The sequence below is a fragment of the Stenotrophomonas sp. 93052_Sma genome, assembly GCF_056481145.1.
Window position 1 is genome coordinate 2173780 of sequence record NZ_CM151134.1, and the last position, 24357, is coordinate 2198136.

Consider the following 24357-nt stretch of genomic DNA (forward strand, 5'->3'; position numbering starts at 1 on the left):
CCGTTGGCTGGATATCCAGATACCCCGTAAACAAAAACGCCCCAGCGCAGGGCCAGGGCGTTCTCGTACGTCAGGTCAGGCAGGCATCAGAACTCCTGCCAGTCTCCGTCGGCCAGTTCGGTGGCCATGGGGCGACCACCGGCGATGCGGCGGGCCGGCGAGGCGACCGGGGCCGGTGCGGCCGGTGCGGCAGCACGCGGGGCCGGGGCAGCGGCGATGCGTGGGGCAACCACGGTCTCGGCTTCATCCACCACGAAGATCGACACGGCCTCGCTGAGGTGACCGGCCTGTTCTTCCATTGCGCGTGCGGCGGCGGTGGCTTCTTCCACCAGCGCGGCGTTCTGCTGGGTGGTTTCGTCCATCTGCACCACGGTCTGGTTGACCTGCTCGATGCCAGCACTCTGTTCCTGCGAAGCCGCGGAGATCTCGGCCATGATGTCGGTCACGCGCTGCACCGAGGCGACAATCTCGCCCATGGTCGCGCCGGCCTTGTGCACCAGCGCAGAGCCGTCGTTGACCTTGCCGACGGAGTCGTCGATCAGGCCCTTGATCTCCTTGGCTGCCGCTGCCGAGCGCTGGGCGAGGGTACGCACTTCGCTGGCGACCACGGCGAAGCCACGGCCCTGTTCGCCGGCGCGTGCGGCTTCCACCGCGGCATTCAGCGCCAGGATGTTGGTCTGGAAGGCGATGCCGTCGATGACCGAGATGATCTCGGCGATCTTCTTCGACGAGGCTTCGATGGCCGACATGGTGGTGACCACCTGGCCGACCACTTCACCGCCCTGCGAGGCGACGCCATGCGCGCCGATGGCGAGCTGGTTGGCCTGGCGGGCATGTTCGGCGTTCTGGCGCACGGTGGAGGTCAGCTCCTCCATCGAGGCGGCGGTTTCTTCCAGGTTGGCAGCCTGCTGCTCGGTGCGGCGCGACAGGTCACTGTTGCCCGAGGCGATCTCGCCGGCGGCCGAGCTGATCGCGCGGCTGGACTGCTTGATGCGGGTGACGATCTCGCTCAGCTGCGCGGCGGTCGCGTTGGCGTCGTCTCGCATACGGGCGAACACGCCCTGGTAGTCACCGTGCATGCGCACGGTCAGGTCACCCTGCGACAGTGCGGCAAGCAGGCCGGAGATCTGTTCGATGCTGCCGGCGTTGGCATCCAGCAGGCCGTTGATCTGCTGGGCCAGCTGCAGGAAGAAGCCTTCCTTGTCGGTGGCATCGATGCGGCCGGACAGGTCGCCGGCAGCGGCCTGGGCGATCACGCGGGCCACTTCGGCTTCCACCTGCGCTTCCTGGGTGCGGTCGCGCCATTCCACCACGTAGCCGACGGTGTCGCCGCCTTCATTGCGGATGGTGGAAACCACCTGGGCGAACTGGGCATCGCCGTACTGCATCGGGCGACGGGCGACGCCGTGTGCCTTCAGGTTGCCCAGCAGGGTCTGGTCCATCTCGCCGCGATGCTCCAGCACGGTGACCGGCTTGCCGATCAGCGAGGCCTGCGCGTCGAAGTCCGGCAGGTCGCGGCGCACGTCGTCCTGGTACTGGCTCAGGGTCTGCTGCAGGGCGCGATTGGTGTAGACGATGGTATTGCTGGTGTCGGTCAGGTACACGCCGGTGGAGCTGTAGTCCAGCGCGGTGCGGATGCGCAGGTTCTCGCGGGCGACGGCCTGGTCGGTTTCGGTGCGCTCGCGCAGGTCGCGCTGCATGCGCTGCATCGCCTGCATCAGTTCGCCCACTTCGTCCTGGCGGCTGACGTCGATGTGGCCATCGAGCTTGCCGCCGGCCACATCGTTGGCAACCGAGACGGCGCCGCGCACGCTGCCGACCAGGGCACGGGCAAACAGCCAGACCAGCACCAGGCCGAGTGCGGCGCCGCCCAGCAGGGCGATCACGGTCAGCACGGCCGAGGCGGAGTAGGTGGATTCGGCCTCTTCGCGCGAGGCGCGGGCGAGGCGGTTGTCTTCGGCGATCAGCGCTTCCAGCGCCGACGCGGCCTTGCGGTGCTTGGTGCGGGTCTCGCCGACGAAGGTATCGATGGCGTCGTCCGGCAGGTCCAGTTCCAGCATCTCGGTGACGCTGTCATAGGAGGCCAGGGCATCCTTCCACTCCTTGGCGAAGGTGTCGAACAGCTTCTTCTGCTGTGCGTTGTCGACCAGCTTCGGATAGTCCTTGATCGACTTGTCCATGCTGGTACGCAGCTCGACGGTCTGCTTGCGTGCATCAGCCTTGACGTCGTCACTGGCGCGGATCAGCTGCTGGTAGGCGGCGTTGCGGTATTCACCCAGCATGCCGCGCATCTCGCCGGCCATGCGGATGCTCTCCATGCGAGAACCCGCCAGCTCGGTGGTGACGTTGTTCAGCGAGTGCAGGCCGCGATAGGCGACGATACCCTGCAGCAGCATCACCAGCAGGAGGACACCGAAGGTCAGCAGCAGCTTCGGCATCAGTTTCAGGTTGTTGATCCACGGCATGGGCGTTGCGAGCTCCTAAGGCAGACGCGCCCGGGCATCGGGCCCGGTTGCAGCAGAAACCACGCCGGCACCAGGTCCGGCGTGGTTCGACGGACAGCGGATTACTTGATGTTGGCCAGCTTCAGGCCGGCCGGCGAGCTGACTTCGATTTCCGCGCGCGAGGCGTCGCGCTGGATCTTGCCGATCACGCAGACGGTCTTGCCTTCCAGGGTTTCCAGCGGGAAGGAGAACTTGCCGCGGTTCTCGCCAGCGATGCGGGCCGAGAAGGTGTGGCGCGGGAAGGCGCCGCCCATGTACAGGAAGGTCGGCTGGCCTTCGGAACCTTCTGCGTAGCGGGCCTTCTCGACCTTGCCGCAGACCATGCCGTCCTTGCCGACCGAGCGCGGTGCCAGTTCCGGCGGGATCATGTCGGCCGACTGGGCGAACGCGGCGGAAGCAGTGGTGGCCAGGACAGCGGCCGAAACGAACGCAAACAGGGACTTCATCGAGGTGTATCTCCGGGGATGGTGATGGTCGTTCCGGTCCTGCGCGCTCCTGCGCGACCGGCTTCTGTCCCCCTATCGGCACTGCCGGAGGGAACTGAAGGGGTTTGTGACCAGAACGTGAAGCAGGTCCGTTCGATCAGGCAGCGGCGTCTTCAACGACGCTGGCCTGGCCCATGTCGGCGCTGTCCAGCAGGGTCTCGATGTCGAGCAGGATCAGCATGCGGTCGTCCTGCGTGCCGATGCCGGAGATGAAGCGGGTATCGACGGCGGCGCCGAATTCCGGGGTCGGGCGGATCTGCTCGGCCGACAGCGGGATCACGTCCGAGACGCTGTCGACGACGATGCCGACCACGCGGTCGTCGACGTTCAGCACGATCATCACGGTGAAGGCGTCGTAGCGGGCATCGTCCAGGCGCAGCTTCAGGCGCAGGTCGATCACCGGGACGATGGTGCCGCGCAGGTTGATCACGCCCTTGATGTAGTCCGGTGCATCCGGGACCCGGGTCACCGCGTCATAGCCGCGGATTTCCTGGACCTTGAGGATGTCCACGCCGTAGTGCTCGGCACCGAGGGTGAAGCTGAGGAATTCGCCACCGGCGCTGGCGGCGGAGCTGGTCTTGTCGTTCATCGAGGGGTCCTGGTTCTGCCGGAAGTCCCGGTGTCAGGCTCGATATCGGCCCCTCGTCGGGGGACTTTAGGTGCCGGCGGAAGGCATCCACGCATGGAGTGGATCTACCGGGGAAGATGGGGGCATCCACGCATGGCGTGGATCTACACGGGAAGCGGTAGTGCCGGCCGCTGGCCGGCAACCTGGCAACAATGTGGATACGGCCATTGCCGGCCAGCGGCCAGCACTGCCGGTCGGGGGGCCTTACAGCTCGCCGTTGCGGCGCGCCTTGCGCTGGCGGTCGATGCGGAAGATGTAGCGCTGGATGGCACTGTCGGCGCCACGCGGCAGGATGTCGAAGCGCATGCCCACGCGCTTGATCTCGATGCCATTGGGTTGGCGCTGCGGCAGCAGGTTGCAGACGACCAGCTCGATCTCCAGGTCGGGGCCGTCGGGCAAAGACAGCATCGCCGGATAGCGCTTCTGCAGGCTGAACACCGCGCAGTCGGTAGGTACGGCCACCGCCAGGCCGCCGCCGCTGATGTCCACCACCCGCATCGACAGCGCTTCGGCACGGCTCTCGCCGGCGGGGATCAGCAGCTGGGGCGAATCGGTGACTGGGGTCTCCAGCCGGTACATCTCACGTCGTTGCAGATGGACCAGTTCAATCGGCAGAGGGGCACGGAAGGCGACGTGGCCGTCGTTGTCCACACGCTGCAGTGCCTGCAGGCGGAACCGCACCAGCACGCGTTCGAGCTGGGCAAAGCACAGCAGATGGTCGGCCTGTTCGGCGGCGCGGTTGGACGCCTCCTGCGGGCTGCCATCGAGCAGCAGGGTGTCGTCGTCCTCGTCGAGTTCAAGCAGCGCGGTCGGGAACGAGCGGTCGCGGCCGTCGATATGCGCATTGATCAGTGATCGCTGGTCGATCAACGATCGCAGCAGCTGCCGCAGCTGGCGCGGATTACGGACCAGGAAACGTTCGTCAGCGGCATCAGCCGCGTGGACATCATGCACTGCAGTGTCGTTGCCGTCGGACATGGAATCTACGGTCAGGGGCGGGCGCCAGCACGCGTTGGCGCGAGGCTCGATGGGGATATCGGCCACTGTGCCCGATTATGAAGTGAGAATTGCATCACTTTCCATGCGTCAGGGGTCGGATCCCTTTCCCGAAGGAAAGGGATCCGACCCCGGGTACATCAGAACTCCTGCCAGTCGCCGTCTGCGGCCAGCGCCGGCTGGGCCGTCGCCGTGCGCAGCGTACGCGCCGGGACCGGCTTTGCGGTCGGTGCGGCGGCTGCGACCTGGCGCGGTACCGGTGCCGCCAGTGGGCGTGCCGGGATGGCCGTCGTGCCCTGTGATGCCAGCCGGAAGCGGGCCACGGCTTCACCCAGCTGCACGGCCTGGTCTTCCATTGCACGTGCGGCAGCGGTGGCTTCTTCCACCAGCGCAGCATTCTGCTGGGTGGTCTCGTCCATCTGCACCACGGTCTGGTTGACCTGCTCGATGCCGGCCGACTGCTCCTGCGAGGCGGCGGAAATCTCGGCCATGATGTCGGTGACGCGCTGCACCGAGGCGACGATCTCGCCCATGGTGCTGCCGGCCTGGTGCACCAGGCTGGAGCCTTCGGCGACCTTGCCGACCGAATCATCAATCAGGCCCTTGATCTCCTTGGCGGCAGCGGCCGAGCGCTGGGCGAGGGTGCGCACTTCGCTGGCGACCACGGCGAAGCCACGGCCCTGTTCACCTGCGCGGGCAGCTTCCACTGCAGCATTCAACGCCAGGATGTTGGTCTGGAAGGCGATTCCGTCGATGACCGAGATGATCTCGGCGATCTTCTTCGACGAGGCTTCGATGGCCGACATGGTCGTGACCACCTGGCCGACCACTTGACCGCCCTGCGAGGCGACGCCATGTGCGCCGATGGCGAGCTGGTTGGCCTGGCGGGCGTGCTCGGCGTTCTGGCGCACGGTGGAGGTCAGTTCCTCCATCGACGCGGCGGTTTCTTCCAGATTGGCGGCCTGCTGCTCGGTGCGGCGCGACAGATCGCTGTTGCCCGACGCGATCTCGCCAGCGGCGAGGGTGATGCTGGACGCGCTGGCCTGGATCTGGCCGACGATCTGGGTCAGCTGGGTGACGGTGGTGTTGGCGTCGTCCCGCATGCGTGCGAACACGCCGTTGAACTGGCCGTCCATGCGCGCGGTCAGGTCGCCGGCGGCGATCGACTGCAGCAGCTGCGAGAGCTGGCCGAGGTTGCCGTCGGCCACCTGCATCATGCTGTTGAGCTGCTCGATCATCACGCGGAAATCGTGATCGAAACGCTGCGCATCACCGCGCTGGCTGAAGTCGCCGGCAGCCGCCGAGGCCAGCTGCTGGATCTGCGTGTTGATGGCCAGCAGGCTGGCCTTGGCCGCATCCATCGACTCGTGCAGGATCGCGCGGCTGCCCGGCAGGCGGCGTGCGTCCGGGGTGAGGTTGCCGGTGGCGTACTGGTTGAGCACGTCGATGGCATCGCGGATCGCGTCGAGATGTTCGAAGATGACCGTGTTGATGCCGCTGGCCAGCTGCCCGTAGACGCCCGGGAAGTCTTCCGGAATGCGATGGCTGATGTCCGGACCGGCGTGCATCTGCGCCATCAACTGGGTCTGCTCGGAGAAGCGGCGCAGCATCGCGGTCATTTCGGTGGTGGCGGCCAGCATCTTGCCGGCTTCGTCCTTGCTGGTGGCTTGGGTGCTGACGCTGAGATCGCCACGGGCAACGGCCTGGATCGCGTGCAGGGCCTTGCCGAGCGGGCCGGTGACGGCGCGCGAGATGACCACCGCCAGGGTTGCGGCGACCACAACCAGCAATACTACGACGGCAATGATCGCCAGCATGCTGTTGCGGTGGGTGGCGTTGGCGTTGTTGATCTTGTCCTGCATCAGCGAGCTGCTGTACGCGCCCAGTGCCTTGAGGTCTTCAAAGGCTTTGCGGCGCAGCGGGCGCGACTGGTCGTCGGAGATCTGCCGTGCGACGACGCCATCGCCGGCGGTGGCCGCTTCGCGCAGCTTGGCATTGGCTGCGAAGTAGCCATCGACGTCGGCCTGCACGGCGCGGTAGAGCTCGCGCTCCTTGGCGCCGGCCGGCAGCTTGGCGTACGCGGCCAGCTGTTCGCGCACGACGGCGGCGGTGTCGTCCATGCGCTTGTTGTAGTCGGCCACCTTCTCGGGCTGGTCCAGCATGCTCAGCTGGGCCAGCTCATAGGTGCGGAACTCACCCAGCTGCGAGCGCACTTCGCCGAGGTACTGCACGGACGGAATATCGTTGGAGGCCATCGCGCTCAACTGCGCGTTGGCCTCGGACAGGCGGACCAGAGCGAAAGCGCCCAGTACGACGGTCATCAAGGTGGTGAGGGTGAACCCCACGGCCAGCTTGCGGGCGATGGGCAGATCGTGGAACCACTTCATGCAGGGTGCTCCAGGTGGGCAGGGCGCCGGCGTCGTTGCGTCGGCTGGGGGTGGTTGCAGAGCGAACGGTGGTGCCCGGTGGGGGTTCGGTGACGGCCGTCAAAGCGAAATAGCGGCGCAGTTCGGATGGACTTTATGGACGCAGATCACATTCGGTTGCGTAGGGATGACGTCGCAAAAGTGGTGCCATGACAGGGCTTTCGCTTGAACGGCAAGGTTGCGCCCGAAACCTTCGTGCAGACGGAGTTCACGGTATGCCTGGCGAAGCGAGCGCGGTCAGATCGTGGCCGTGCGCGCAAACGAAAACCGCCGCCCCGAAGGGCGGCGGCTCAGTGCACGCATTCAACGTGGATCAGGCGGCCTGCGGCATCCGCAGCGAACGCACCAGACCGCCGATGTCGACGATCAGGGCCACGCGGCCATCGCCAAGGATGGTGGCACCGGATACCCCGCCGATGCGGCGGTAGTTGTTCTCGATGTTCTTCACCACCACCTGCTGCTGACCGACCAGCTCGTCCACTTCCAGCGCAATCTTCTGGCCATCACCTTCAACCACCACCACCAGCGATTCGCTGCCCGGTGCGCGGTTGCCGTAGCCGTAGTACTCGCTCAGCGACAGGATCGGCAGATACTCGCCACGCACGCGCAGCACGCGGCCTTCGCCGGCCATGCTGCGGATGTCCTCGGCCTGCGGCTGCAGGGCCTCAAGCACATAAGCCAGCGGCAGGATCAGGGTTTCACCGGCCACCGCCACGGTCATGCCGTCGAGGATGGCCAGGGTCAGCGGCAGCCGGATCAGCGTGCGGGTGCCAGCGCCGAGGCTGCTTTCGATCTGGACCTCGCCCCCCAGCGCCTGGATGTTGCGGCGGACCACGTCCATGCCGACGCCACGGCCGGACAGGTCGGTGACTGCATCGGCGGTGGAGAAACCCGGCTGGAAAATCAGGTCCCAGACCTGCGAATCGGTCGGGTTGTCCGGCACCGCCAGGCCGCGTTCGGTGGCCTTGGCCAGGATCTTGGCGCGGTCCAGGCCGCGGCCGTCGTCGCTGACTTCGATGACGATATGGCCGCCCTGATGCGAGGCTGCCAGGGTGATCGTGCCGGTCTCGTCCTTGCCCGCACCGCGACGTACGTCGGGCATTTCCAGACCGTGGTCGATCGAGTTGCGCACCAGGTGCACCAGCGGATCGGCGATCTTTTCGATCAGGCCCTTGTCCAGTTCGGTGCCTTCGCCGACGGTGCGCAGGCGGACCTGCTTGCCGAGGCGGCTGGACAGGTCGCGGACCAGGCGCGGGAAGCGGCGGAACACCGCATCGACCGGCAGCATGCGCACGCCGATCACCGCTTCCTGCAGGTCGCGGGTGTTGCGTTCAAGCTGGTCCAGGCCGGCGAACAGGCTCTCGGCGTGGACCGGGTCCAGCGCGTGCGAGACCTGCTTGAGCATGGCCTGGGTGATGACCAGTTCGCCGACCAGGTTGATCAGTGCATCGACCTTGTCGACGCTGACCCGGATCGAGGTTTCGGCTTCCTGGCCGCCAGCGCTGCTGGCAGCGGCGGCGGGTGCCGCCGGTACAACGGCAGCCGGTGTGGAAGGGGCGGGTGTGGCAGGTGCCTCGGTGGCCAGGCTCGGCGGCGCAGCCGGACGGATGTCCAGTTCGCAGTCGTCCAGCACCCAGGCGAAGGTGTCTTCGATCTTGCTGCGCGGCACCTTGCCGACCAGACCCAGGTCCCACGCCAGGTGGGCCTCGAGCGGGTCGAGCTGGGCGAAGCCGGGCAGGCGTTCCATGCGCGCGGCGACCTGCAGCGAACCCAGGTGCTCAAGTTCGCGGATGATGCGCAGCGGGTCGTTGCCGCTCATGAACAGCGATGGCGCCGGGGTGAAGCCGATCTGCCAGGCTTCCGGCGTATCGTCCACCTTGGCTGCGGCGGCCGCGGGGGCGCTCGCTGCGGCCTCGCCGGAAAGAACCGCCTCAAGGCGCGCCTTCACCGCAGCAACTGCGGCGGGATCGGCGGCCTGGCCGTGTTCGGCTTCGCGCAGCAGGGCGCGCAGCACGTCCACCGAGGACAGCATGGCGTCGACGGCGTGGCCTTCCAGTGCCCGCTTGCCGGCGCGCAGCTCATCGAGCAGCGTCTCCAGCACATGGGTCAGGCCGGCGATCGCGTCGAAGCCGAAGGTGCCGGCGCCGCCCTTGATCGAGTGGGCGGCGCGGAACACCGAATTGATGATCTCCGCGTCCTGCTGCCCCGATTCCAGGGCCAGCAGGCCAGCCTCCATCGCGTCGAGGCCTTCGCGGCTCTCCTCGAAGAAGGTGGCGTGGAAGCGTTGCAGGTCCATGCTCATGGCAGTGGTGGTCCGGAAGCGAAGAAGGGGAGCGGTGACGGGCGATCAGCCCAGCACTTTCTGCACGGTGGCGACCAGCTGTTCCGGATTGAACGGCTTGACCAGCCAGCCGGTGGCGCCGGCGGCCTTGCCTTCGGACTTCTTGTCGGCGGCCGATTCGGTGGTCAGCATCAGCAGCGGCGTGAACTTGTAGTCCGGCAGCTGGCGCAGTTCGCGGATCAGCGCGATGCCGTCCATGTTCGGCATGTTGACGTCGGTGACCACCGCATTGAAGCGCTGGCCCTTGGCGCGACCGAGCGCGACCGCGCCGTCTTCAGCTTCTTCGACGGCAAAACCGGCCGAGGTGAGGGCGAAGGACACCATCTGGCGCATTGACGCCGAATCGTCCACCACCAAGATACGTGCGCTCATGCAGCGTTCTCCACAGATTTCAGGTTGTCATGGGTTACGTCCAGGCCCAGGGCCTGGGTGACGCCCAGCAGGCGCGCGGCGTCACGGAAGGTTGCGGTGCAACCGTGGAAGCCGGTGCCGAGGCCTGCCTCGCGGCGGGCCTGCACGAACGCACACAGCACCTGCACGGCGGCCGTGTGGATGCGGGCGACCTGGCTGGCATCCAGGGTCAGCTCGCCTGCCTGCGCCACCAGCGGGGCGAGGCGGTTCTTGAGCTCGGTGGTGCTCTCGATGCCGAGATCCCCACCCAGTTCGACAGTGCTCATCGTTGCTCCGGACAAACGGTTCCGTGATCCATAACGGCACCCCGGCGGGGTTCTTTAGGGGAATCGACGCGGTGCGTCGATGCGGTCGCTGTTGAAAAGGGGACGGAGGGGATTAAGTCGCAACTGGCTCGGCGCTTTGCGCCGATGCGGTGCCTGTCGGGGACGCAAGGCGTTGATCCGTTGGATCAACACCTTACGTCCCCACTGCGTGGTCGCCGTTGCCGAGGGTGGCTGCGGGAGAGCCTGGTCGATTGCGACTTAATCCCCTCCGTCCCCTTTTTTCGTTCAACTCAACAGCCGGGTGGCATCCAGCAGGATCATCGGGCGCTGGCTGACCCGGGCGACGCCACGGAACAGGTCGTTGGAGATCTGGCAGATGCGCGCGGTATCGGGCGGCTCGATCTGCGAGTCGGTGAGGTTGGCGACATCTTCCACTGCCGACACGCGCAGGCCGATGGTCTCGCCGTCTTCCTCCAGCACCACGATGCGGGTCTGTGAGTCGTCTTCGGCGGCCGCGGCGCCCAGGTGCAGGCCGAGGTCCATCACCGGTACCACCTGGCCACGCAGGTTCATGATGCCCAGCATGGCCGGCGCAGTGCCGCGCAACGGCAGCAGCGGCACCGGCAGCACCACTTCCTGCACCTTCAGCAGTTCCAGTGCATAGGCCTGGGTGCCGCAGCGCAGGCGCAGCCAGCGCGAGGTGCGCTCGCCGGCGCGTCGGTTCTGTGGATGCGGGCTGCTGGCGGGCCGATGTGCTTGTGCCTGCAGCTCCTGCCAGCTGCTCGGGCGGTTGCCTGCTGGCGCGTCCACGGCCACGCGCGGTGGCGGCGCGGCATCGGTGCGTGCAACTGGAGCGGGTGCTGCGACCACGGCCGCTGGTGGCGCAGGAACGTCCTCGCCGCCGGCAGCGGCCTCGAACGCGGCCTCCAGACCGGGGCTGTCGGTGTGGGCGAGTCGATGGCTGTCGGCCGGATCGGTCTCGTAGATCACTTCGTCCGGCAGGTCGTCCCATGTAGGTTCCGGGCCGGACTTGGCGGTGGCGGGAGCAGGGGCCGTCTCGTGGATCACCTCGTCATGCAGGTCATCCCAGGTCGGTTCGCGCTCGGGGGCGGCGACAGGCATTGCAGCGGCCTCGAAGGCGGCCTCCAGTGCTGCGTCGTCCTCTGCCGCGGCAGCAGCAACAGTCTCCGTTTCGTAGATCACTTCGGCGGGCAGATCGTCCCAGGTGGGTTCGCGCTCAGCCGTTGCGGCCGCGTCGAAGGCGGCTTCGAGTGCGGCGTTGTCGACGGCAGGCGCAGCGGCGACGGTCTCGGTTTCGTAGATCACCTCGGCCGGCAGGTCATCCCAGGTCGGCTCGCGTTCGGCGTCGGCTGCAATTGCTGGGCACGCTTCGTCGCTCGCCGGCGGCGGTGCAGCCGGTGGTGCCACGGCGATCGCTTCGCCCAGCAGTTCGTCCAGGTAGTCGTCCAGTACACCGGTGCTGTTCATGCGGCCTGCTCCAGGGCACGGGCATCCTCGCCGAGGATCCAGTTCAGCGCGCGGCGATAGGCGGCCAGGCCGCGGCCCGGGTAATCCTCACCAACGCTCGGCAGGGTCAGGCCGGCGGCGTTGCTGATGCGGGTGTCGATCGGAATCGCGTCTTCCCACACACGGGTGCCGTGACGATCCTGCATCGTGCGCAGCGACTCGTTGCCGGCGCGGGTGCGGCGGTCGAACAGGGTCGGCAGGATCGAGATCGGCAGCGGGCGGCGGCGCGAGCGTTCGACCATCTCGCCGGTGCGGACCATGCCATCCAGGCCATGCAGGGCCAGCGGCTCGGCCTGGGTGGGGATGATCAGCCGGTCGGCTGCGGCCAGCGCATTGATCATCAACAGGCCGAGGGTGGGGGCGCAGTCCAGCAGGATGTAGTCGTGCTGGCCCTGGTGGCGCGCAAGCGCATTCTGCAGTGCCAGGCCAAGGCCGGGCTGGTTGGCGCTGCGTCGCTCCAGCGTGGCCAGCGCCGACTGCGCGCAGACATAGTCCAGGCCATGGATGCTGCTGGCATGGCACAGGCTGGAAAGATCGGCGGGCGGGGCGCCGAACAGCTCCAGCACGCCAGCCGGCGGCGGGTCCACCGGTACGCCGAACGCGCGGCTGAGCGAGGCATGCGGATCGAGGTCGATCAGCAGCACGCGATGGCCAAGTGCGGCCAGTCCGCGGCCGAGGGCGAGGGTGGTGGTGGTCTTGCCGACTCCGCCCTTCTGGTTGGCGACTGCCCAGATGCGCATCGGATTACTCCTTCATTGCCGGGGGAACGGCGGCGCCGACGCGGCTGCCAGCCGGCACCGGCGGCAACTTCACCGGTGCGATGGGGGAGGTGGGGGCGGTAGCCGGAGTTGCCGCGGCTTGTTCGGTATCGGTGTTCCGGGTGGCGCCGGTGGCTGCGTTCAGGCGCTGGCCGAGTGGGTCCACCGAGTGCGAGGTGTCGGCCAGGATGATGACCATCACCCGGCGGTTGCGGTTGCGGCCCTGTGCGCTGTCGTTCTCTTCGCGCGGGCGGAACTGGCCGTAGCCGACCATCGCCAGCCGCGACGGCTGCACGCCCTGGTCGGCGAACAGGTGCACCACGCTGGCCGCGCGCCCGGCCGACAGTTCCCAGTTCGACGGGAAGGTGGCGGTGGCGATCGGTACGTTGTCGGTGTGGCCTTCCACGCGCACGCTGTTGGGCACGTCGCGCAGGACCTCGGCCAGGCTGGCCAGGGTCTGCCGCGCATGCACGTCCAGCGCCGCCGAGCCGGTGGGGAACAGGATGTCGCTGTTGATCTCGACTTCGATCCACAGCTCGGTGCGGCGCACGCTGATCATGCCGCGGTCGATCAGCGGCGCGAGCGCGGCGGTCAGGCGGTCGGCGATGCTGTTGAGCTGGCGCTCGGCGCGCGATCTGCTCCTGGTTGTGCACCGAAACAGGCATGCGCATCTGCGAGGTCATCGACGGCAGCAGGGTCGGGTCGTGCGACGGCGCAGGCGCCGAGGGCCCGATCTTGGTGCCGGACTTGATCACCGAGGGGCTGTCCCAGCCGCCACCCTGCACCTGCTTGTTGCCGACCTGTACCGGATTGATCGTGCGCGGCGCGCCCCCGAAGGCATCGGTCAGCGCGTCGGCCATGATCCGGTACTTGCCTTCGTTCACCGAGGAAATCGCGTACATGACCACGAAGAAGGCGAGCAGCAGCGTCATCAGGTCGGCATAGGGGATCGCCCATGCTTCGTGGTTGGCGTGCTCTTCGTGGTGCTTGCGGCGGGCCATGTCAGTGCAGGAAGCCGGAGAGGTTGGTTTCGATGTTGCGCGGGTTTTCGCCCTGGGCGATCGAGATCAGGCCTTCAATGACCATTTCGCGGTCGCGGGTGTTGTGCGAGATCACACTCTTGAGCTTGGCGGCCACCGGCAGGAACAGCAGGTTGGCCGAAGCGATGCCGTAGATGGTGGCGGTGAACGCTGCGGCGATGCCATGACCGAGCTTGCTCGGGTCGGCCAGGTTCTTCATCACCGCGATCAGGCCAAGCACGGCACCGATGATGCCCAGCGTCGGTGCATAGATGCCCATCGCTTCGAAGACCTTGGCCCCGGCCTGGTCCTGGTGTTCCTGGCTGCCCAGTTCGATTTCCAGCATGTGCCGCATCGATTCGGGTTCGACGCCGTCCACCAGCAGCTGCAGGCCCTTGCGCAGGAACGGGTCCTGCTGTGCTTCCACCTGCGATTCCAGGCCCAGCAGGCCCTGGCGGCGGGCGATGTTGCTCCACTCGACGATCTGCTGGATCAGTTCGCGGCGATCGCTGTGCGGCGGGCGCACGACCCAGCGCACGATCTTGAAGGCATGCTTGAACACCGCCGGCGAGGTGTGCAGCAGGATCGCGGCGACGGTGCCGACGATGACGATCACGAACGCCGCAGGCGACCACAACGACGCCAGGCCGGCGCCCTTGAGGATGCTGCCGCCGACCAGCGAGGCCAGGGCGAGAAAGAGTCCAATGAGGCTGAGTCTATCCATGGTTCCGGTATCGGCGTGTATGAATGGGACTTGAGACACCGGTAGATCGCGTACAGACGGTAGTCACAGTTTTCGGGGCGCCGGGCATGGCCCGGCGGGGTTCATCGCAGCCCGTCCACGTCCAGGATCAGCGCCATGCGACCATCGCCGATCAAGGTTGCACCGGCATAACCGCGCAGGCCGCGCAGCGCTTTCGGCAGCGGCTTGATGACCACTTCCTCACGCCCGCGTACCTGGTCCACGACCAGCCCGAAGCGCGCTTCGCCAGCCTGCAGCACCACGATGGTCAGCAGGGGCGAGGCGGCCGGTGTCACATCCAGCCACTGGCGCAGATCGACCAGCGGCAGCGTGTGCGAGCGGCGGTCGAGCACGGCACGGCCATCGAACCAGCCCAGCGAGGTGCGCGGCGCGTGCAGCACTTCCATCACGCGGGCCAGCGGCAGCGCATAGACGTCCTCGCCGGCCTGCACCAGCAGGGTCGGCAGGATCGCCAGGGTCAGCGGCACGCGGATCAGGAAGCGGCTGCCACGGCCCAGCTCCGACTGGATCTGGATCTGGCCGCTCAGTTCGCGGATGCGTGACTGCACCACGTCCATGCCGACGCCACGACCGGAGATGTCGGTGACCTGCTGCTTGGTCGAGAAGCCGGGCAGGAACACCAGGTGCAGGCACTCCTCGCTGCTCAGGCGCGCGGCGGCTTCCGGATCGATCAGGCCCTTCTCGCGCGCCTTGGCACGCAGCTTTTCCGGGTCGATGCCGGCGCCATCGTCCTGCACTTCGATGCTGACGTAGTCGCCTTCCTGCTGTGCGGACAGGCGCACATGGCCCATCCGTGGCTTGCCCTGTGCCTCGCGCAGGTCGGGCATTTCCACGCCATGGTCGATGGCGTTGCGGACCAGGTGCACCAGCGGGTCGGCCAGCGCTTCGACCAGGTTGCGGTCGAGCTCGGTCTCCGCGCCGATCAGTTCCAGGTCCACTTCCTTCTTCAGCGAGCGGGCGACGTCGCGGGCAACCTTGGGGAAGCGCGAGAACACCTTGCCCACCGGCTGCATGCGGGTGCGCATCACTGCCGACTGCAGGCGGGCGGTGGCGATATCCAGCGTGGACACGGCGCGGTCCAGCTCTTCATCGCGCAGGCGTGCACGCAGGGTCTTGAGCCGATTGCGTGACAGCACCAGTTCGCCGATCAGGTTGACGATCGCGTCCAGGCGCTTGGTGTCCACGCGCACGGTATGTTCGGCCTCGGCCAGCGGCTTGGCGGCCGGCTTCGCCACCGGTGCCGGTGCGGCGACCGGGCGCGGCGCTGCGATCGGTGCCGGTGCCACCACGGCCGCAGGCTTGGTGCCCGGTGCGGCGCCACCGTGCAGCTGGTCGAGCAGGGCTTCGAACTCGTCTTCGCTGATCAGTCCGTCGTCGGCCTTCTTCGCTGGCGCGACCGCGGTCGGCGCGTTGCCACCATGCAGCTGGTCGAGCAGCGCCTCGAATTCGTCGTCGGTGATCAGGTCGCTGCCACCCGCGGTGGGTGCTGCTGCGGCGGCGGGTGCAGCCACGGCACCGCCGTGCACGTCGAACTGTGCGATCAGGTCCGGCGGCGCATAGCCCGGCTCGGTGCCGGAGGAAACCGCGTCCAGCATCGACTGCAGGTAGTCCAGCGATTGCTGGGCCGCGTCGAAGTGGTGGGCCTGCAGCACGGCCTGGCCGGCACGTGCGGCGCCCAGCGCCTCTTCAGCGGCATGGCACAGCTCTACCATGGCGGTGACGCCGAGGAAGCCGGCGCCGCCCTTGAGCGTGTGGTAGCCGCGGAACACCGCGTTGAGCTGGTCGCTGTCCTGCGGTGCCTGCTCCAGCGACACCAGCTGTTCGCCGAGGCGATCCAGGATCTCCTGCGCCTCGATGATGAAATCGGCAGTGATGTCGTCGGATACCGCGCTCATGCTTACAGCCCCAGATCCGACAACAGGTCGTCGGCGTCGTTCTGCGAGACCGCGTGGCGGTCCAGTCCCTTCAGTGCCGGCCCGGCCAGTTCCGGGTCGGTGCGATGCTGTTCCGGCGGCAGGCCGAGCGCGCCGAAGCCTTCGTGCACGCGGCGGACGATGCCGACCACGCGACGGATGATCTGCCCGGTCAGGTCCTGGTAGCTCTGGGTCAGGGCGATCTCGGTCAGGTTGTGGCGGATGCGCTCGAGCTGCGCGTCCTGGCCCGGCTGCAGGCCTTCAGCGCGCAGCTGTTCGGTCAGGCTGCGGCATTCCTCGGCCAGGTCCAGGGTGCGGTGCGTGGCCTGTTCGGTCATCGCCACCACGTGGTCCAGTCGCGCGCAGGCGTCGTCCAGTTCGCCGGCTTCGCTCGGCACGGTCGGCAGTTCGCCCAGCGCCTGTCCCAGCTCGCGGGCCAGCCGCGAGAGGCCGCTCATCATCGGCTGCGTGCGCAGCGCGACCAGCCCGTCGATGCGCTGCCGCCAGGCGGCCTCGTCACCGGATTCGAGCGCGTCCAGGGCCTCCTGCAGGCGCAGGGCGAGGGCGTTCTTGTCGACCGTGGTATCCATCAGGCGCTGGCCGCCAGGCGTTCGAAGATCTTGCCGAGCTTCTCTTCCAGCGTCTGCGCGGTGAACGGCTTGATGATGTAGCCGTTCACACCGCTCTGGGCGGCTTCGATGATCTGCTCGCGCTTGGCTTCTGCCGTGACCATCAGCACCGGCAGGGTCTTCAGCTTGGCATCGGCACGGATCGCCTTGAGCAGCTCGATGCCGGTCATCACCGGCATGTTCCAGTCGGTGACCACGAAATCGAACGGCTGGCTCTGCAGCAGCGACAGCGCGGCATGCCCGTCCTCGGCTTCGGCGGTATTGGTGAAGCCCAGATCGCCCAGCAGGTTCTTGACGATTCGACGCATGGTCGAGAAGTCGTCGACGATCAGGATGCGCATGTTCTTGTTCAAAGCAGAATTCCTTTGTTGTTCATTCCGGACGACCGGGGGCAGCCGCCTCGGGGATGTTCATTCTTCGAGGCCTGCGTCGGCAGCCTCGAACAGCTTCAGCCGGCCACGCAGGCGCAGTACCGCCTGGCCGTGGATCTGGCAGACCCGCGACTCGCTCACGCCGAGCACCGCGCCGATCTCCTTCAGGTTCAGTTCCTGCTCGTAGTACAGCGAGAGCACCAGTTGTTCGCGCTCGGGCAGGTGGCCGATGGCCTTGCCCAGCTCGCGACCGAACTCGCCGCGCTCCAGTACCTGCTGCGGGGTCGGCCCGCCCTGGGCGACGGTGTCCAGCTCGCCCTGGTCCTCGATGCGCGATTCCAGGCTCAGCACCTGGCCACGTGCAGCGTCTTCCATCAGCCGCAGGTACTCGGGCAGCGGCATCTCCATCGCGGCGGCCACTTCAGTGGCGCTGGCGGCACGGCCACTGCTCTGTTCCAGGCGGCGGATGGTGGCGGCGGCATCACGTGCACGCCGGTGCACCGAGCGCGGGACCCAGTCACCACGGCGGATCTCGTCGATCATCGAACCACGGATGCGGATCGAGGCGTAGGTCTCAAAAGAAGCACCCTGGTCGGCGTCATAGCTGCGCGAGGCTTCGATCAGTCCCATCATGCCGGCCTGGATCAGGTCGTCGACCTCGACACTGGCCGGCAGGCGCGCGGCCAGGTGGTGGGCGATGCGCCGCACCAGGTCCGAATGCTGGGCGATGACTTCGTTCGCCGCCGAGCGCTGCACTTCCCTGTACTGGGCTGCGCCTTTCATGCCGTCACCCCACGCTGCTTGAGGATGCGTTCGAGGAAGAACTCGACGCCGCCACGCGGTTCGGTCGGCGCCTGCCAGCGCGGTACGGCGCGCGATCTCGGTGATCGCCAGCGCCGCCGGGCTGGACGGATAGGCCTTCACCACCGGCTGCTGGCGCTGCACCGACAGGCGCAGCCAGTCATCCTGCGGCACGCAGCCCAGGTAGTTCAGCGAGACATCGGCAAGGAACTTCTCGCAGACGCGGGTCAGCTTTTCGTACAGCACGCGGCCCTCGTTCGGGTCGCGCACCATGTTGGCCACCACCTGGATGCGGTCCACGCCGCGCTCGCGCGACAGCACCTTGATCAGTGCGTAGGCGTCGGTGATCGAGGCCGGCTCGTCACAGACCACCACCACGGTGTCCTGTGCGGCCTGGCAGAAGGTCAGCACGCCATCGGTGATGCCCGCGGCAGTGTCCACCACCATGATGTCCAGCTCGCGCTCCAGTTCGGAGAACACGTTGACCAGGCCAACGTGCTCGGCCGGGGCCAGCTCGGCCATGTGGCGGCGGCCGGATGCGGCCGGGACCACCAGCACGCCGTTGGGGCCTTCGACGATGACGTCATCCAGCGTGCAGCGGCCGGCGACCAGGTCGGCCAGCGTAAAGGTGGGGTTCAGCCCCAGGATCACGTCGATGTTGGCCAGGCCGAGGTCGGCGTCCAGCAGCAGCGTGCGCTTGCCCATGCCAGCCAGTGCCACGGCCAGGTTGGCCGACACATTCGTCTTGCCCACGCCGCCCTTGCCGCCAGTGACTGCAATGGTGCGCACAGGGCCGAGCGGCTCGCTGCGGGTGGCCGACAGCGGGAAGGTCTTGGTCAGCTTGGCGTACTCACGCGACGGCATGGTTCAACTCCGGGTTGCAGGGCATATCGGCCGCGCGGCGCAAATCTTCAAGGCGAAGTACAAGATTGGCTGCACTGGCCCGGTGCAGGTCCTCCGGGACGTCCTGGCCATCGGTCACCCAGGTGATCGGCAGGGCATGATCCACGGCCACCGACAGGGCGTTGCCGAAGCGGCCGGTCTCGTCCAGCTTGCTCAGTACCAGGCCCTGCAGGTTGGCGGCGCCGAAGCGGCGGACCACCTCGTCCATGTCGCCGAAGCTGGTGTTGGCCGGCAGCACCAGCAGGGTGCGGACCTGGCAGGCGGCACGCAGCCACTGCAGCTGGGCGGCCAGGGCGCGGTCGCGCGGGCCCAGGCCGGCGGTGTCGATCAGCACCAGCTTGTAGTCCTTCAGGCGTTCCAGCAGCTGGTCCAGATCGGTGCCGCTGTTGGCCTCGTGCACCGCGATGCCGAGCTGGCGGCCGTAGCCGTACAGCTGCTCGCGGGCACCGATGCGGGTGGTGTCGGTGGTGACCAGGGCCACGTCACGCGGCGCGTGCTTCTCGGCGAAGCGCGAGGCCAGCTTGGCGATGGTGGTGGTCTTGCCGGCGCCGGTCGGGCCGACCAGTGCGATCACACCGCCTTCTTCCAGCGGGTCGACCGGGGCGATCGGCAGCTTGCGCGAAATCAGCCCCAGCATCAGGCCGCGGCCTCGATGGGCCTCGGTCTCCAGCGGGATCTGCATGGCCACGTCGCGGGCCAGGCCGGCATCGAAGCCATACTCGTCCATCAGGTCCAGCGCGGTGGCGCGCACCGGGCAGCCGCGCAGGCGCTCGTCGGTGAAGCGGTTCATCTCGCGCTCGATCACATGGCGCATGCCGGCCACTTCCTGGCGCAGCTGGCGGATCTCGGCGTCGTCCTGGGCCACCAGGGTCAGTGCCGGGGCTGGGGCCAGCACGGGGGCAGCGCCGGTTTCGTCGCTGGCTTCGACCGGTGCCGGTTCGCTGGCGACGATCCCGGGTTGCGCTTCGGTCACGGCAGCGGTCGGCAGCGGCGGCGGCTGCACGGCCGACGCCGCGCTTTCGTGATGCGTCTCGTGCGGCGGGTCGATCTGGAAGCGGGCGCGGTTGGCCGGTGCGGCGGTGCTGGGCGCCGGTGCGACGATGGCTTCGGCGAACGGAGCGAAGATCTGATCCGGCAGCGCCGGTTCGTTGACGGCGGCGCGTGCCAGGGTGGCGGCGAAGCCGGTGCTGCCGCGGGTCGGCACGATCTCGTCGGCGCTGTCCAGGGTGCGGCCGGTGGCGCCGACCGCAGCGCGGGCGAGGGCAGCCACGGCCGAGGTGGTTGCGGCGACCGGTTCCGGTGCCGGGGTATTGCTGCGGCGGCGGGTGACCGCGGCGATCACCGCGTCGGCGGCGGTGCGCGGCTTCGGCGCCGGCGGCGGAGCGATGTCACGACGCGAGGCTTCCAGTGCACGCTGCACGGCGCTCTCGTCGTAGTTGGCGGCGGCGACGATCTCGATGCCTTCCTCGATCCGGCGGTTGGACAGGATCACGGCGTCAGGACCATGTTCCTTGCGCACCAGGTTCATGGCCGAGCGCATGTCGGCGGCGACGAATCGTTTGATTTTCATGCTGTGGTCACGGGACGAAGACGGCGGGGTGGCGGTCGGAGAACTCGGGTGGTCGGTGGTCTGCACGGTGCGGGTTCCCCTTGGTATCTGTCTGTTGCGTTGGTTCGAAAGTGGTGTCTGTTTTCTGGCGCATCGGAGGGCGGCGTCAGCTGATCGTTCCGACCAGCTTCAGGCGCTTGTCCTCCGGCACCTCGCTGTAGGCCAGGACCGACAGCGACGGAACGCTGTGGCGGACCAGGCGGGCCAGCGCGGCACGCACCGGGCCAGGTACCAGCACGACCGCGGGCTCGTTGCGGGCTTCCTGCTTGCTGACGCATTCGGCCAGGCTCTGGTGCAGTCGCTCAGCGAGTCCGGGTTCCAGCGCGGCGCCGTTGCCCTGCGTGGACTCCTGCAAGACACGTTCCAATTGTGGGTTGAGCGTGAACACCGGCAGCTCCGCCGACATTCCGGCGATCTCCTGCACGATGAAACGACCCAGTGCGGTGCGCACGGCGGCAGTCAGCACGGCCGGGTCCTGGCTGTTCGGAGCGTGTTCGACCAGTGCTTCGGCGATCTTGCGCAGCTGGCGGATCGGAATGCGCTCGATCAGCAGGTTCTGCAACACGCGCACCACCGCCGACAGCGGCAGCGCCTTCGGCGTCAGATCTTCGACGAGCTTGGGTGCGCTCTTGGCCAGGTTGGCCAGCAGGTGCTGCACTTCCTCGTGGCCGAGCAGCTCGGGCGCGTGTTCGCGGATCAGGTGCGACAGATGGGTGGCCACCACGGTGGCTGGATCGACCACGGTATAGCCCAGCGTTTCAGCCTGGGCACGCTGGTGCGGTTGGATCCAGGTCGCGTCCAGGCCGAACGCGGGGTCCTTGCCGGCGATGCCTTCCAGTGCGCCGAGGGCGCTGCCCGGGTCCAGCGCCAGTTCGCGGTCGGGGTGGATCTCGGCGGTGGCCACCGGTACGCCGTGCACCAGCACGCGGTAGCCGTTGGCCGGCAGTTCCAGGTTGTCGCGGATGTGCACCGACGGGATCAGGAAACCGACGTCCTGGGTCAACTTGCGGCGCACGCCCTTGATGCGTGCCATCAGTTCGCCGCCCTGGTTGCTGTCCACCAGCGGAATCAGCCGGTAGCCGACCTCCAGGCCCAGCGGATCGACCGGGCGCAGTTCGTCCCAGCTCAGTTCGGCAGTCGGAGCCGGCGCGGCCGGGCGGCCGAGTGCGTTGAGCGCGGCAGCGTCATTGCCTGCGGCTGCCGGATCGGTGGCCGCGGCCTTGCCCTTGCGGTAGACCTTCCAGGCGATGAAGCCGAGGATCGCGGACAGCGTCAGGAAAGCGACGTTGGGCATGCCCGGCACGAGGCCGACCACGCCAATGATGCCGGCGGTGATCGCCAGCGCGCGGTACTGGCCGAACACCTGGCCGGTCATGGCCTGGGCCATGTCCTGCGAACGCGAGGCGCGGGTGACCAGCATGGCCACGGCGCTGGAGACCAGCAGCGCCGGCAGCTGCGCCACCAGGCCATCACCAATCGACAGCAGGGTGTAGGTGGCAGCGGCATCGCCGAACGGCATGCCATGCTGCAGCACGCCTACGGCCAGGCCGCCGAGCATGTTGATGAACAGGATCAGGATGCCGGCAATGGCATCACCACGGATGAACTTGCTGGCACCGTCCATCGCGCCGTAGAAATCGGCTTCCTCGCGGACTTCCTCGCGGCGCAGCTTGGCTTCTTCACGCGTCAGCAAACCGGCGTTGAGGTCGGCGTCGATCGCCATCTGCTTGCCGGGCATCGCGTCGAGGATGAAGCGCGCGGTCACTTCCGAGACGCGGCCGGCGCCCTTGGTGATGACCACGAAGTTGATGATGGTCAGGATCGCGAACACCACGATGCCGACCGCGTAGTTGCCGCCGATCACGAACTCGCCGAAGGCGGCAATGACCTTGCCCGCGGCGTCATGGCCGTTCTGGCCGTTCAGCAGGATGACGCGGGTGGAGGCGACGTTCAGCGCCAGCCGCAGCATGGTGGTGATCAGCAGCACGATCGGGAAGATCGTGAAGTCCAGCGGGCGCTTCACGTAGACCACCGCCAGCAGCACCATCAGCGAGATGGCGATGTTGAAGGTGAACAGGGCATCGAGCACCGGTGCGGCCAGCGGCACCACGACCATGGCCAGCAGGGCCAGCACGATCAGCGGTGCGCCAAGGCCCTGGCGGATCATTTCCAGCGCGCGGCGGGTGTTGAAACCGGTGGAGGGCTGGGCGCTCACGGGCGGCCTCCCTTGCCGAATTCATCCACCTGGATGTGCGGGGCGTCCGGCATCGGGCCAGTGCGCCAGGCGCGCAGCTGGTAGACGTAGGACAGGACCTGGGCGACGGCCGAATACAGTCTCACGGGGATTTCCTTTCCGAGTTGGCCTTCCCGATACAAGGCGCGTGCCAAAGGCGGGGCGGAGACAATAGCGACCTTGTTGCCGTCGGCCACTTCACGGATGCGCAGCGCGGTCTCGTCCACACCCAGGGCGACCACTTTGGGGGCGTTCATGGCGCCGCCTTCGTACTTCAGGGCCACCGCGTAGTGGGTGGGGTTGACCACCACCACGTCGGCAGTGGGCACCGCCTCCATCATCCGGCGGTTGGCCATCTGCTGCTGCAACTGGCGGATGCGGCCCTTGACCTCGGGACTGCCCTCGCTTTCCTTCATTTCCCGGCGCAGCTCTTCACGCGTCATCTTCAGCTTGCGCATCCAGTTCCAGCGCTGGTAGGGCGCATCGATGGCGGCCAGCACCAGCATGGCGCCGGCGGTGGCCAGCAGCAGGCGCAGGGTGAAGCCGAGGCCGTCGGTGATGGCGGTCTCCAGCGGGTGGTGGATCAGCCCGCGCAGGGTGTCGAAGCCGGTCCACACCACCAGCCCGGCGGCAACGCCGACAAAAGCCACGCGCAACAACGACTTGGTGAACTCGGCGATGGCTTCCGGGCCATACAGGCGCTTGAGCCCGCTCATCGGGTTCATGCGGTTGAAGTCGGGCATCATCGCCTTCTGCGACCAGCGCAGGCCGCCCATCACCAGCGGGGCGACGAAGCTGGCCAGCAGGCAGACCAGCACCAGCGGCGCGATCACCAGCATGAACTGCAGCAGCAGGTCGCCGAAGTGGCCGAACAGTTCCTTCGGGTTCTGCCGCAGGCTCTGTTCCGGGCTGAGTGCATGCTTCATCCAGGCGCTTGCACCGCGGCCGATCGAGCCGCTCATGGCCATCACCGCCAGTACGCCGGCGCCGAACACGGCGGCCGTGCCGAGCTCGCGCGAGCGCGGCAGGTTGCCCTGTTCACGGGCGTCGCGCAGGCGTTTTTCGGTAGGTTGTTCGGTCTTTTCGCCGGCGGATTCGTTCTCGGACATCACGGGCACTGCGGCAGGGGATGCCGGGGTGCGTGCAAGAACCGTGCCGCTAGCCGTCAGTCGCGAGCGGCAGCACTGTGTGTCTGCTCCTGCTCATTCTGGCGTTCGCAGTGCTGTATGCGCTGCCGCGCTATCGCATTTAGCGGGCGGGGAAGATCGTTCAACTGCTGCTGTACAGGGGGCAGCTAGCAGCTACATGAGGCATGATGGCAGCACACGCAGAAGAGAAGGGCGATGCTGAATGGATTGCAGGATGGGATATCGCAGCAATGAGCTTTGACATTGTCGTTTTGAAGCTGGAGGACCTCGGTGAAAAAGACCTGTCCAATGTTGAGGCTGTGCAGGATATTGGATGTCCCCAGGCCATAATCGCATCCTTGGAGTTGGTGTTCCCCGGATGTGTCCAAGGTGCGTTCTCGGATGGTGAGCGCTACTCGCTCGAGTCCGCTCTGAATGGAGATCCGGTGAGCTCTATACACCTTACTCTTAGATTCGGTCGAGCATGGTCTGAGGCAGCCAATGCTGAGTTCATGGCCCTGCTTTCAACACTTTGCCAGCGGTTGCAGTCAGTCGCTTTTGCGGTCTCCGACAACTCGAGGCTCACTCCTCCCTACCCGGTCACGCTGGAGTGATTTGCCCACGCCGGGCTTGCCCAGGCGCGCGGC

At 67.3% G+C, this 24357-nt stretch carries 19 protein-coding genes and 2 pseudogenes; 1 reads left to right on the forward strand and 20 read right to left on the reverse strand.

Annotated elements, in window-relative coordinates:
• Nucleotides 1–86 precede the first annotated feature (86 nt).
• The 20 genes and pseudogenes from ACZK2V_RS10190 to flhB form a co-directional block, all read right to left on the reverse strand.
• Nucleotides 87–2465 (reverse strand): methyl-accepting chemotaxis protein, encoded by a 2379-nt coding sequence (locus tag ACZK2V_RS10190; protein WP_132810048.1) that lies wholly within the window; start codon nucleotides 2463–2465, stop codon nucleotides 87–89.
• 101 nt (nucleotides 2466–2566) lie between these two features.
• Nucleotides 2567–2950 (reverse strand): hypothetical protein, encoded by a 384-nt coding sequence (locus ACZK2V_RS10195; protein ID WP_107432923.1) that lies wholly within the window; start codon nucleotides 2948–2950, stop codon nucleotides 2567–2569.
• A gap of 136 nt (nucleotides 2951–3086) precedes the next feature.
• Nucleotides 3087–3578: a chemotaxis protein CheW gene (locus ACZK2V_RS10200; protein ID WP_049401162.1), complete on the reverse strand. Its 492-nt coding sequence runs from the start codon at nucleotides 3576–3578 to the stop codon at nucleotides 3087–3089.
• A gap of 243 nt (nucleotides 3579–3821) precedes the next feature.
• Nucleotides 3822–4595, reverse strand: coding sequence for a flagellar brake protein (locus ACZK2V_RS10205; RefSeq protein WP_049401200.1), 774 nt, complete (start codon nucleotides 4593–4595; stop codon nucleotides 3822–3824).
• A 158-nt stretch (nucleotides 4596–4753) separates the two neighbouring features.
• Entirely contained in the window at nucleotides 4754–7000 is a 2247-nt protein-coding gene (locus ACZK2V_RS10210; RefSeq protein ID WP_486323233.1) for a methyl-accepting chemotaxis protein, read from the reverse strand.
• A 352-nt stretch (nucleotides 7001–7352) separates the two neighbouring features.
• A complete protein-coding gene (locus ACZK2V_RS10215) occupies nucleotides 7353–9341 on the reverse strand; it encodes a chemotaxis protein CheA (protein ID WP_032129224.1) in 1989 nt (662 codons plus the stop codon).
• Nucleotides 9342–9386: 45 nt separating this feature from the next.
• The gene (locus tag ACZK2V_RS10220) at nucleotides 9387–9752 is read right to left on the reverse strand and encodes a response regulator (RefSeq protein WP_005409521.1); all 366 of its coding nucleotides are present in this window, start codon (nucleotides 9750–9752) and stop codon (nucleotides 9387–9389) included.
• Entirely contained in the window at nucleotides 9749–10057 is a 309-nt protein-coding gene (locus ACZK2V_RS10225; protein WP_014037092.1) for an STAS domain-containing protein, read from the reverse strand. The genes ACZK2V_RS10220 and ACZK2V_RS10225 overlap by 4 nt, the downstream gene beginning before the upstream one ends.
• Before the next feature lie 285 nt (nucleotides 10058–10342).
• On the reverse strand, nucleotides 10343–11545 hold the full coding sequence (locus tag ACZK2V_RS10230) for a chemotaxis protein CheW (protein ID WP_486323234.1): 1203 nt from the start codon (nucleotides 11543–11545) through the stop codon (nucleotides 10343–10345).
• Nucleotides 11542–12324 (reverse strand): ParA family protein, encoded by a 783-nt coding sequence (locus ACZK2V_RS10235; protein WP_005413243.1) that lies wholly within the window; start codon nucleotides 12322–12324, stop codon nucleotides 11542–11544. Before ACZK2V_RS10235 ends, ACZK2V_RS10230 begins: the two co-directional genes overlap by 4 nt.
• 4 nt (nucleotides 12325–12328) lie before the next feature.
• A pseudogene (gene motD / locus ACZK2V_RS10240) lies at nucleotides 12329–13343 on the reverse strand (flagellar motor protein MotD).
• Nucleotide 13344: 1 nt separating this feature from the next.
• A complete protein-coding gene (locus tag ACZK2V_RS10245) occupies nucleotides 13345–14085 on the reverse strand; it encodes a flagellar motor protein (protein WP_010482457.1) in 741 nt (246 codons plus the stop codon).
• 101 nt (nucleotides 14086–14186) lie between these two features.
• Nucleotides 14187–16019 carry a chemotaxis protein CheA gene (locus tag ACZK2V_RS10250; protein WP_132810051.1) on the reverse strand — a complete coding sequence of 611 codons (1833 nt, stop codon included), beginning with the start codon at nucleotides 16017–16019 and terminating at the stop codon, nucleotides 14187–14189.
• A 2-nt stretch (nucleotides 16020–16021) separates the two neighbouring features.
• The gene (locus ACZK2V_RS10255) at nucleotides 16022–16627 is read right to left on the reverse strand and encodes a protein phosphatase CheZ (RefSeq protein ID WP_006442968.1); all 606 of its coding nucleotides are present in this window, start codon (nucleotides 16625–16627) and stop codon (nucleotides 16022–16024) included.
• Nucleotides 16627–17019, reverse strand: coding sequence for a chemotaxis response regulator CheY (cheY, locus tag ACZK2V_RS10260; RefSeq protein ID WP_006365466.1), 393 nt, complete (start codon nucleotides 17017–17019; stop codon nucleotides 16627–16629). The genes ACZK2V_RS10255 and cheY overlap by 1 nt, the downstream gene beginning before the upstream one ends.
• Before the next feature lie 57 nt (nucleotides 17020–17076).
• On the reverse strand, nucleotides 17077–17820 hold the full coding sequence (locus ACZK2V_RS10265; RefSeq protein ID WP_049401180.1) for an RNA polymerase sigma factor FliA: 744 nt from the start codon (nucleotides 17818–17820) through the stop codon (nucleotides 17077–17079).
• Nucleotides 17817–18702 (reverse strand): annotated as a pseudogene (locus ACZK2V_RS10270) (MinD/ParA family ATP-binding protein). Before ACZK2V_RS10270 ends, ACZK2V_RS10265 begins: the two are co-directional and overlap by 4 nt.
• Nucleotides 18689–20311, reverse strand: a complete 1623-nt coding sequence (flhF, locus tag ACZK2V_RS10275) for a flagellar biosynthesis protein FlhF (protein ID WP_486323235.1) — start codon at nucleotides 20309–20311, stop codon at nucleotides 18689–18691. Before flhF ends, ACZK2V_RS10270 begins: the two are co-directional and overlap by 14 nt.
• A 145-nt stretch (nucleotides 20312–20456) precedes the next feature.
• Complete coding sequence (gene flhA / locus ACZK2V_RS10280) at nucleotides 20457–22517, reverse strand: flagellar biosynthesis protein FlhA (protein WP_201119332.1); 2061 nt, start codon at nucleotides 22515–22517, stop codon at nucleotides 20457–20459.
• Between the two features lie 44 nt (nucleotides 22518–22561).
• Nucleotides 22562–23692, reverse strand: a complete 1131-nt coding sequence (flhB, locus tag ACZK2V_RS10285; RefSeq protein ID WP_107432403.1) for a flagellar biosynthesis protein FlhB — start codon at nucleotides 23690–23692, stop codon at nucleotides 22562–22564.
• A gap of 206 nt (nucleotides 23693–23898) precedes the next feature.
• Between flhB and ACZK2V_RS10290 the strand changes: the two genes are divergently transcribed.
• Nucleotides 23899–24324, forward strand: a complete 426-nt coding sequence (locus tag ACZK2V_RS10290; RefSeq protein WP_223224720.1) for a hypothetical protein — start codon at nucleotides 23899–23901, stop codon at nucleotides 24322–24324.
• Nucleotides 24325–24357 lie beyond the last annotated feature (33 nt).